General features: G+C 59.1%; 7 protein-coding genes. 4 read left to right on the top strand and 3 right to left on the bottom strand.

Features of this window, described 5'->3' with window-relative positions:
- Positions 1-787 (bottom strand): type I methionyl aminopeptidase (gene map / locus IRZ24_RS12480; protein WP_297164725.1); only part of this gene is annotated, 787 nt, incomplete at its 3' end.
- A gap of 252 nt (positions 788-1,039) precedes the next feature.
- Positions 1,040-1,675: a GtrA family protein gene (locus IRZ24_RS12475; RefSeq protein WP_297164723.1), complete on the bottom strand. Its 636-nt coding sequence runs from the start codon at positions 1,673-1,675 to the stop codon at positions 1,040-1,042.
- Between the two features lie 475 nt (positions 1,676-2,150).
- Here IRZ24_RS12475 and IRZ24_RS12470 point away from each other — a divergent pair, with 475 nt between their 5' ends.
- Complete coding sequence (locus IRZ24_RS12470) at positions 2,151-3,551, top strand: hypothetical protein (RefSeq protein WP_297164721.1); 1,401 nt, start codon at positions 2,151-2,153, stop codon at positions 3,549-3,551.
- 219 nt (positions 3,552-3,770) lie between these two features.
- Here IRZ24_RS12470 and IRZ24_RS12465 read toward each other — a convergent pair whose 3' ends face one another.
- Entirely contained in the window at positions 3,771-5,765 is a 1,995-nt protein-coding gene (locus tag IRZ24_RS12465; protein WP_297164719.1) for an inactive serine/threonine-protein kinase VRK3, read from the bottom strand.
- A gap of 601 nt (positions 5,766-6,366) precedes the next feature.
- On the opposite strand from IRZ24_RS12465, the gene IRZ24_RS12460 reads away from it, so the two are divergent.
- Genes IRZ24_RS12460 through IRZ24_RS12450 form a run of 3 tightly spaced genes read left to right on the top strand, consistent with a single transcriptional unit; the run spans position 6,367 to position 8,943 of the window.
- Complete coding sequence (locus IRZ24_RS12460; RefSeq protein ID WP_297164717.1) at positions 6,367-6,909, top strand: NADH-quinone oxidoreductase subunit J; 543 nt, start codon at positions 6,367-6,369, stop codon at positions 6,907-6,909.
- A gap of 12 nt (positions 6,910-6,921) precedes the next feature.
- Positions 6,922-7,239: an NADH-quinone oxidoreductase subunit NuoK gene (gene nuoK / locus IRZ24_RS12455; RefSeq protein ID WP_170293420.1), complete on the top strand. Its 318-nt coding sequence runs from the start codon at positions 6,922-6,924 to the stop codon at positions 7,237-7,239.
- Positions 7,240-7,245: 6 nt separating this feature from the next.
- On the top strand, positions 7,246-8,943 hold the full coding sequence (locus IRZ24_RS12450) for an NADH-quinone oxidoreductase subunit L (RefSeq protein WP_297164714.1): 1,698 nt from the start codon (positions 7,246-7,248) through the stop codon (positions 8,941-8,943).
- The last annotated feature ends 9 nt before the right edge of the window (positions 8,944-8,952 follow it).

Raw genomic sequence — 8,952 nt, 5'->3', positions numbered from 1 at the left:
AGATGAGGCCGCCACTGCCAGTGGTAAGTACCTGAGGGCCATCTTCGGTGAGGGCAATAGTATGCTCAAAATGGGCACTGAGCGAGCCGTCGGCGGTTACAATGGTCCAGTGGTCGGGCAGAATGCGGATCTCCTTGCTGCCCATGCCCACCATCGGCTCAACGGCAATGACCAGGCCAGGCTGCAGAGGAAAATCCATATCGCGACGGTAGAAGTTGGGAACCTGCGGCGGCTCCCACATCTCTCTGCCTATGCCATGCCCAATCAATTGCTCAAAAACGGTAAAGCCAGCCTGGCGAATAGATTGTTCCATTGCACGCGCAATCTCAGCCCAGCGTGACTTGCGTCCAAGCAGTTCAATGGCTAAATGCAGGGCCCCCTCGGTTACCTGCAGCAACTGCCTGGCGCGCGCATCAACCCGGCCTACGGCATGCGTTACCGCGGCATCGCTGCACCAGCCATCAAGGCGACAACCAATGTCAATGCTGACGATGTCGCCTTCTTGGAGGCGGCGCTTACTGGGAATGCCGTGGACAATCTGCTCATTGAGCGAGATACAGGTTGTCGCCGGATAGGGAACCGGTCCCGGGGCCCCCTTGAAGAGCGGCGCCGCCCCTTGTTCTGTGAGGAACGTTTCGACAGCCTCGTTAATCTCGGCAGTACTCACCCCAGGCTTCACCAGGGAGGCGGCCACCTGATGGGCACGCCAGACAATCTCTCCTGCTGCGCGCATAGCTTCGATCTCAGCGCGCGACTTTAGTCGATAGGTCACTCCTTTGCTACTCATAGCTCGTATTCATTCCCAGCTCACTTTAGACAGACGGTCACTCCACTGTGTCAAGCCGTTCGCTTTCGTTTAGTCGTAGTCTGTCAGATGAGTCAGTCAGTCAGTCAGTCGGTGAGCCAGGCGGCAGGCTTGCCTGACTGTCTCCGCCCAAGTAGGCCCTCTTTGCACTTGCATTCGCCGGCTCTGTGTTTCGCAGCACTCCTGCCTGCTGCTGCCTTGTTACTACTATAGCAGCCAGGCGCCCTTTCTCACTCAATGGGCTGCACTCATTCCTCCATAAGTAAAGATATGGTGGAATGAGAAATTGTAGATCAACACCAGCAGAATTGCGATAGCTTGCGACAAGAGCGCAGGCATATGCGCTAAGCTGGTCAGGCTCAGTTCAATGCAGAAGTTCAACAGGCTACCGACAATGGCCGTGAGGTGGAAGCGCAGGCAGCGCTGCCACCAGGCGCGTTGGTGGCCTGGGAGATGGCGAAAGGTAAAGTAATCATTCGCAGCAAAATTGGCAATGATCGAGATCTCAGCGGCACTAATATTAGCAATTGCATTGTGCAGCGTACTATTGACCGGTATATTCATGCGATAGAACACGATATAGAAGACTAGCATATTGACGATAGCAGCTGCACCACCGATGAAAAGATATGTGAAGAGCCGCTGAAACCAGCCGGCTTTGCCGCCAGTGAGATCATCAACGAGATCAAGGAAGCGGTTCACAACAGCCAGCGAGGTTGGCTGATAGCTCGGCAGACCGGGAGCCGAGGCTTGAGCGGCGGCCCCGGCCCCACTGGCCGAGACTGCCGGCTGTGGTTGGGTGCTATGTTCAACCAGAGCGATCAGATCCAGTAGGTCGTCCTGACGATCTTGCGTAATCGTATTCTTCATGCGTTCTCCGTGCCTACAATGGCCAGTTAGAATTGTTACATTGGCACAAGCGAGTGAGAGATCGCTAAAGTAACAGCCCCGTTTCCATCCAGGGATGTTAGTACCACGTTGGTCCTGGGCAGCGTGTCCTAGGAACTGCCAGCACTGGCACTGGCAGACTCTCAGCGGGCCGGTGCCTGAGCTGTTGCTCTCCCTCGCAAACCATGGCCTCCCTGTCGGGGTCACGAGGCAGGCGGTTTCTCTGGGGGCGAATGGGCTGGCTCGCCGCCCTGGGCCCCGTGAGTGGCTGAGGTTCTCTTTTTCAGCATAGGTGCTGTATCTAATGATCAGTAGCTATGCGCTACTTTCCGCAGGATTACGGTGGACAGCGGGGAAGAGCATACGCTTAACTACTGGCAGGCAGGGGTCGTTCGTTTCTGGCCCCCAACAGGGGCAAACGAGCGGCTCCAGGTCAGCGAAATGGGAAGGGGCACATATGTCGCGCTGGTTTTACAGTCTGTTGCTCTTCGCGGCGCTGGCGGTAGTACTGGAGCTGTTGCAGGTGGAGGTTCCTCCACTGGTGCGCTTTGTCTGTGCTGCTCTGGGGATTCTCCCGCTGGCGGCGCTGATTGGGCGAGCGGTTGAGGCCGTGGCCGAACATACTGGCGAGCGCATTGGGGGTCTGCTGTTTGCAACCTTCGGCAATGTCACCGAGCTGATTATCGGCCTCTTTGCTCTGAGCGAAGGGCTGGTAGATGTGGTACGCGCCTCGATTATCGGCTCGATTCTTGGCAATATCTTGTTGGTTTTGGGAGTGGCAACGACCATCGGCTGTCTGAAGCATGGGCGGCTGCGCTTCGAGACGCGTCCAGCCAGCCAGTATGCTTCATTGCTGGCGCTCTGTATCGCAGGCTTGTTGCTGCCAGCGGTTGCCGAGTTGCTGGCCTCGCGTGCCGGTCAGAGTCATATTGTTGAGCGCGGTATCCAGCTTTCCGACTTTATCGCCATCTTGCTTCTCGTTGGCTATGGCGCCTCGATTCTCTTTAGCGTCTTTCGCTTCCGTGATCATCCTGCCGAGGGAGAGGAAGCAACGGGAGAGAGCTTTGAGCCGGTGCTGGGAGCCCGCTCTGAAGCCGCTCTATTGCGTCTGTTGACTTATCGCCAGCGTCTGGCTCATAGCAATCTGCCGAATAAGAGTGGTATGCTGCGCGAGCTGGACCGCACCTTGCAAGCTATGGTAGCCCCGGAGTCGGCGCCGGCGGCTGCTGGCTCTCCTCCTGGTTCTGGATCTCCAAGCGCCAGCGGCCCAGCCAGCGAGCCGGTACAGAAGGAGGCCGCGAGGCCTGCCGGGCAGCCTTCACCGGTCCCACAGGTTCAGCCAGCACAACCACCGCACCCACAATCTCCTGCTCTACAGGAAACAGGTGAGCATAAGCCCAATCTCTGGCTGGCTTTGCTCGTGCTGGCGGCAGCGACCGCTGGAGTGGCCGTAGTCTCGGATATTCTGGTCGCCTCGATTGAACCGTTGACGCAGTTGCTCGGCTGGAATCCGGCTTTTGTCGGTCTGGTTTTTCTCCCTCTGATTGGTGGTCTGCCGGAGTATTTCAATACCATCAATATGGCGCTAGATAAGCGTATGGGTATGGTGCTGGCCGCCTCTGCTGGTTCATCGATCCAGATTGCGCTGCTGGTGGCCCCAATCCTGGTACTATGCAGCCTGTTGGCTCCTCAGCGCCTCGATCTGGTCTTCAGTATCGTCGAGATTGCGGTTTTGGCGCTAGGGGCCTTCCTCTTTAGTGAGATTACGCACGATGGTGAGCTGGTCTGGTTGGAAGGGCTGCTCTTGATCCTGCTCTATGCGATTATGAGCGGGACGGTCTTTCTCTTCGGCGCTTGAGCTGACTGCAGGGTAGGTCGCCGGCTGCCGCAGATAGCACGGGGAGAGAGCGCGCGAGGGAGGCGGGAAGAGGGCTACTGCAGGCAGAGCAACCACGCCCCACCTGAACGGGAGAAGAGGGCAGCCGCATCGATCGAGGAGCTTCGGCGCTCCTCGTAGCTGGGGCAAACCTTACGAAGGCGACAGCGCTGTCGCGTTCTGCCTTGCTCGCTAGCTGAGTTAGTAGGGAATAGGCAATGCCTGATGGCCCTCCTGACCTGGACGCACCAGTGGCGATACCAGAATTTCAATAGCGAAAGGTTTCTCATAGAGCGGACGCCGGTGCTCGTCGGTAAAGACGATGTGCAGACGCTCGCGACGCCCTCCACGCCCCTTGAGTGGCGGTGGCATGGGGATAGTGACTTCAGCCATGTAGCCCCGGGCCGGGACCGTGATCACCGCCCGCTGCACAACAAAGGCGTAGCGCTGGTAGATGGCCGAGCGGACCTCAATATGGACCCGTTCACCATGGGTGAGGGCGCTCAAGCCTACAGGTCGGCTGCCTGCTCGTGCACCAGGCGGTGGGAGAGCACGATCACGCCCCATGAGGCGCACACGGATGGCAAAGCGCTGGCCGGGCTGGAGGCGCAGCGGCGTTTCGATAATGGCGGCGGCTGCAGTGCCACGCTGTTGCTCGCCAACAATGAAGCGCTGAATCTGGCGCAGCAGCGAACGCTCTTGTGTCCCCTCGCTGGGCAAGGCCTTCACGAGAGCAGTGCTCGCCGACTTTCCATGTGGAAGGAGTTTGCTCTGCAGGGTCGGGAGCAGGCCAGTAATGCGCTTCTGCAATTGCTGCGTCAGGCGGCGCGCCAGCTCGCCAATCTCCTCTAGCTCGGAGCGCCGACGCTCCAGAATATAGGTAGGTAGCGCGGCGATATCTTCCGCCTGCTGTGGCGCCGTTGGCGTGGCTGCTCCGCTCTGTTCCCAGGTAGCACCTGGCCCTGACCCTCCGCGCTTGCCCCCCTCGGCGCCCTCGGAAGCGGCAGCCAGGTTGGCATCGGCCATTGGCCCTGTGCGAGCGGACCGCCGCCCGCTACGCCCTCTGCTGCGCTCGTCGGCCTCATTCTGCGTCCCTGAACTAGAGGCCTGTTCGTCCAGCGCGGCAGTCGCTGTCGGGCGCGGGTAGCGCACTACCTGAGTGCTGATATAAGGATTGGCCAGCGATTCGGCCAGGGAAGCGGCACTCTGGAAGCGCTCGGAGCGTTCAAAGGCCAATGCCCGCATCACCACCGCCTCAATTTCTGGCTTCACACGCGGATTCAGCTCGCGCGGTGAGCGCAGATGAGGGGCTGGAGCGCTGGGCGGCCTACCAGTGAGCAGCAGGTAGAGCAGCGCTCCCAGACTATAGACATCGGAGCGGGCTTCGACCTTGCCTTGCTCTACCTCTGGAGCCGTAAAGGGACCAGGCTTAAAGGGACGAGTCGTCCCCGTCAAGACCGGCAGCAGCGTACGGATATACAGCGGGAGCCAGCAGAGCAATAAGGCTGGATGCCCACGGTAATCCAGGCTACCCAAGACGAGCGCCTGCGGGTCCAGCTCACCGATCACAATCTGATGGCCGTGGAGGCGATCGACGGTCTCGCAGAGGTCCTGAATCCACTGCACAGCCACCCGTTCATCAGGCAGACCGATCCCGCTCTGGAGGACGTTTTCGAGCGTATAGAGCCGCCCATCTTCCGCAGCGCCAGCCTGTGGGCCCTCGCTCTGAGCCTTGGCAGACCCGTCAGCGCCAGCCTCTTGCGCCCGCGTAAAGGGATTGCCAGCAATCACATAGACATGCCCTTGATCATATTCCTGCCGCAGAATAGGCGTCAGATGAGGGATGGCATGACGACGCAGCAGGTCGTACTCGCGCCTGACAAGCTGCGCCGCGCGCTGGCGGGCCTCGTCATCCAGCATGCTAATATCGACATCGCTGATGACCACCGTCTGCTGTGTACTGGTATCGGTAGCCAAGAATAGGCTGATGTAGGGACGGCGGCGTACCAGCGAGGTAATGCGATAGCGTTGGCGAAACTCGGCCTCGGCCTCCGCCGGGCGGGGTGAGGCAGCTCCCTCGATCCGCTTCCCACAGGTGCCACAGAAAGCCGCATAGGGCGGCAAGACGGTGTTACACTGGGGACAGCGCTGTGTGTCGGGAGAATCCCGCCTGCTGGTCGTCTGTGTCATGCTCATGGACAGATGCCTTGCCGTGTGTTATTGCGCAGATTATTGCTCGCGAGAGAAATGATCACCAAAAGATTATAGCATAGCGAATGGACGATGCGTAGCTGAATTGGCCCCTTCTCCGTCAGTACACCTTGGAAAGTATGCGCTGGCTCGCTGCTTCTCTGTGCTTCTCCTAGTTTTAGGATACTCCATCCTGGAACAAGGCCGCCGCAGAGAAGGCTGGGCCAGGAAGGTTTCTGCCCTTGTCACCTCGTCAGGCTTTTGTTAGAATCTGACGGGAAACAGCGAGGAGTTGCTCACGTCGCACGTACGCACGCACGCAAGAAACGAGACAAGAACAGGGCAGATAGATCCACCGCTTCAATGCCGGTCTACCCTGCTACAATGGGAGGGAGGGAGTATGCAGGGCGATAGAGACTACACTGGCTCGTTTCAGACGAACCTGCTCTTGACCTGATAGATGCCTTCGCCTCGAGCATTGTGCTGTCTCCGCTTCGCCTCTCTCCCAGGTTCTGGCCAGCCCGCTGTCAGGCTTGACCAAGAACACCAAGGCTTGCTTTGGACGGTGCTCTCAGTGCCCGCTCGCTCGATGGAGGACATTTTTTTTATGGACTTAGCGAGCCTGATCTTTTGGATCATCGCCGTTGTGCTGGTTGCTGCGGCGCTGGTCGTCGTGGGCCAGCGAAATATTGTGCATAGCGCGCTGGCGCTGGTGGTGGTCTTTGCAATGGCTTCCGGCATCTTCCTCCTGCTCAATGCCGAGTTCATTGCAATCGTGCAGATCCTCATCTACGCCGGCGCGGTGACGATCTTGATCCTGTTCGCGCTGATGCTGACACGCATCGCCGGGCAACGGGTGACCAATCCCAACACTCGCCCGCTGGCGATGGCCGTGGCGCTGGTGGTCTCAGCCCTCGTCGGCCTGGGGATCATCTTCGCCGCGACGGTCAGTCAGTTCGCTCAGTCAGCTCCCGCCGCCCAGTTGCTTCAGGGAACGGTCTGCTCGCTCCCCTCCAATAACGTGATTGCGATCGGCCAGCTGCTCTATAGCCCCTCCTGCTATAGCTACGTGCTGCCGTTCGAAATCGCGACGGTGGTGCTGCTGGTGGCAATCGTGGGCGCGATCGTGATCAGCCGCGAGGAGGAGTAAGTTGCTATGGGCCTGACTCTGACACATTTTGTGGTGCTTGGCGCGGTCCTTTTCTGCATCGGCCTCTACGGCGCGCTCACCAAGCGCAATGCGATCGCTATTCTGATGAGCATCGAGATTATGCTCAATGCCGTCAATATCACGCTGATCGCTTTCTCTTTCTTTAACCACGTCAAGCCCTACTCGAATCTGTTGACAGGACAGATCTTCGCCATCTTCATCATTACTGTCGCTGCGGCGGAGGCGGCGCTCGCACTGGCGATGATTATCGCGATCTATCGCAAGCGCCAGACGGTGGATGTTGGCGAAATCGATATGCTGAAGTGGTGATTTGCTATGTACGGTCTGTATGAGTACGCCTGGCTCATTCTGGCCGCTCCGCTGATATCGTTCGTGGTGATCGTCTTTGGGACGCGCATGGCCGATCTGTGGAGCCGCCATCATGGGCAGACGGCGCAGGATTACGCCGCCTACCTGCGCGAGGCAGACCCGGCCTTTGCTGCTTGGGAGGCCTCTGTCGGCTCCCGTAGCGGTGGGCATGGCACCGCTGGTCACGCGGCTGCCAGTGTCCCCCCCCACGCTGCTCATGAGGAGGCGCACGCTGAGGGCGCCGACCATGCGGGACATCACGGTGATCCCTACGATGATGATCCGACGGTGCCGTATTTGACTCCCTGGGCCAAGTTGAGCGGCTACGTGGGCATCGCTCTGATGCTCTTTGCCTGCCTCTATTCCTGGCTGCTGCTCTTCGCTTCGCTTGGTCTGCTCCCCGGTACGCCACGCTTGCCCGAGGGCGGTATCACCCTCTTCTCCTACACCTGGGGCAGTGATCCCGCTTTCCAACCCTATACGATCGCTTTCCATCTGGATAACCTGGCCCTGGCTATGACGGTGGTGGTGACCACCGTTTCGCTCCTGGTCCAGTTCTATTCCCAGGGCTATATGGCGACTTCCGCCGGCTACGCCCGCTTCTTCGCTTACTTGTCCCTCTTCGCTTTCTCGATGCTGACTATCGTTTTCGCGGCGAATTTCTTGGTGATTTTCGTCGGCTGGGAACTGGTCGGCTTGAGTTCTTACTTGCTGATCGGCTTCTGGATCAATAAGCGGGCTAAGCCCGATGAGGAGCGCCCTTCTCCCGCCAGCGCTGCGCTGCAAGCTTTCGTCATGAACCGCATCGGCGATGTGGGCTTCATTCTCGGCATTATGATCCTGTTCGCGACGACGGGGACCTTTGATTTCGCGACGCTGGCCGGTAATGGCCCCCACGGGGTGGCTCAGGCTTTCGCCGGCAATCAGGCTTTGTTGACACTGGCAATGATTCTGGTCTTCTGTGGCGCGATCGGTAAGTCGGCGCAGGTCCCTCTGCATACCTGGCTGCCGTCAGCAATGGAAGGTCCAACGCCGGTGAGCGCCCTGATCCATGCGGCGACGATGGTGGCCGCCGGTGTCTATATGGTGGCGCGAACCTTCGCCCTCTTCTCCGCCGCCGGCCCGCAGGCCTTCGGTGTGGTGGGCTGGATCGGCGGAATTACGGCGATCTTCGCGGCTACTATCGGCCTGACTCAGACGGACTTTAAGCGGGTGCTGGCTTTTTCGACGATTAGTCAGCTCGGCTATATGTTCGTGGGCCTCGCTGTGGCCGGTACGGAGATCGGCCCGGGCGCCGGTATGTTCCATCTGTTTACCCATGCTTTCTTTAAGGCTTTGCTCTTCTTGGGCGCCGGTAGTGTGCTGCATGCGCTCCATCATGCCATGCATCGCGAGGTCCAGGATATGCGCTTGATGGGCGGTCTGGCGCGCTTTATGCCGGTTACGGCAGCTACCTGGCTGATCGCTGGCCTGTCAATCTCAGGCTTCCCCTTCTTGTCCGGTTTCTATAGCAAGGAGACGCTGATTTCGCTGGCTTTTGAGCATGGCGACTACGCGCTCTGGGCGATTACGTTGGTGACCGCCGGCTTGACGGCCTTCTATATGTTCCGCGCTTTCTTCTTGGCCTTTGGCGGTAAGGGCGGCGCGCTCGGGGGCTGTCTCTAATACACATCA

This window comes from Thermogemmatispora sp. (genome assembly GCF_019683755.1).
In the GTDB taxonomy this organism is placed as follows: Bacteria; Chloroflexota; Ktedonobacteria; order Ktedonobacterales; family Ktedonobacteraceae; genus Thermogemmatispora.
The sequence above is the reverse complement of the archived record's forward strand: the minus strand, read 5'-3'. Positions and strand labels throughout refer to the sequence as shown.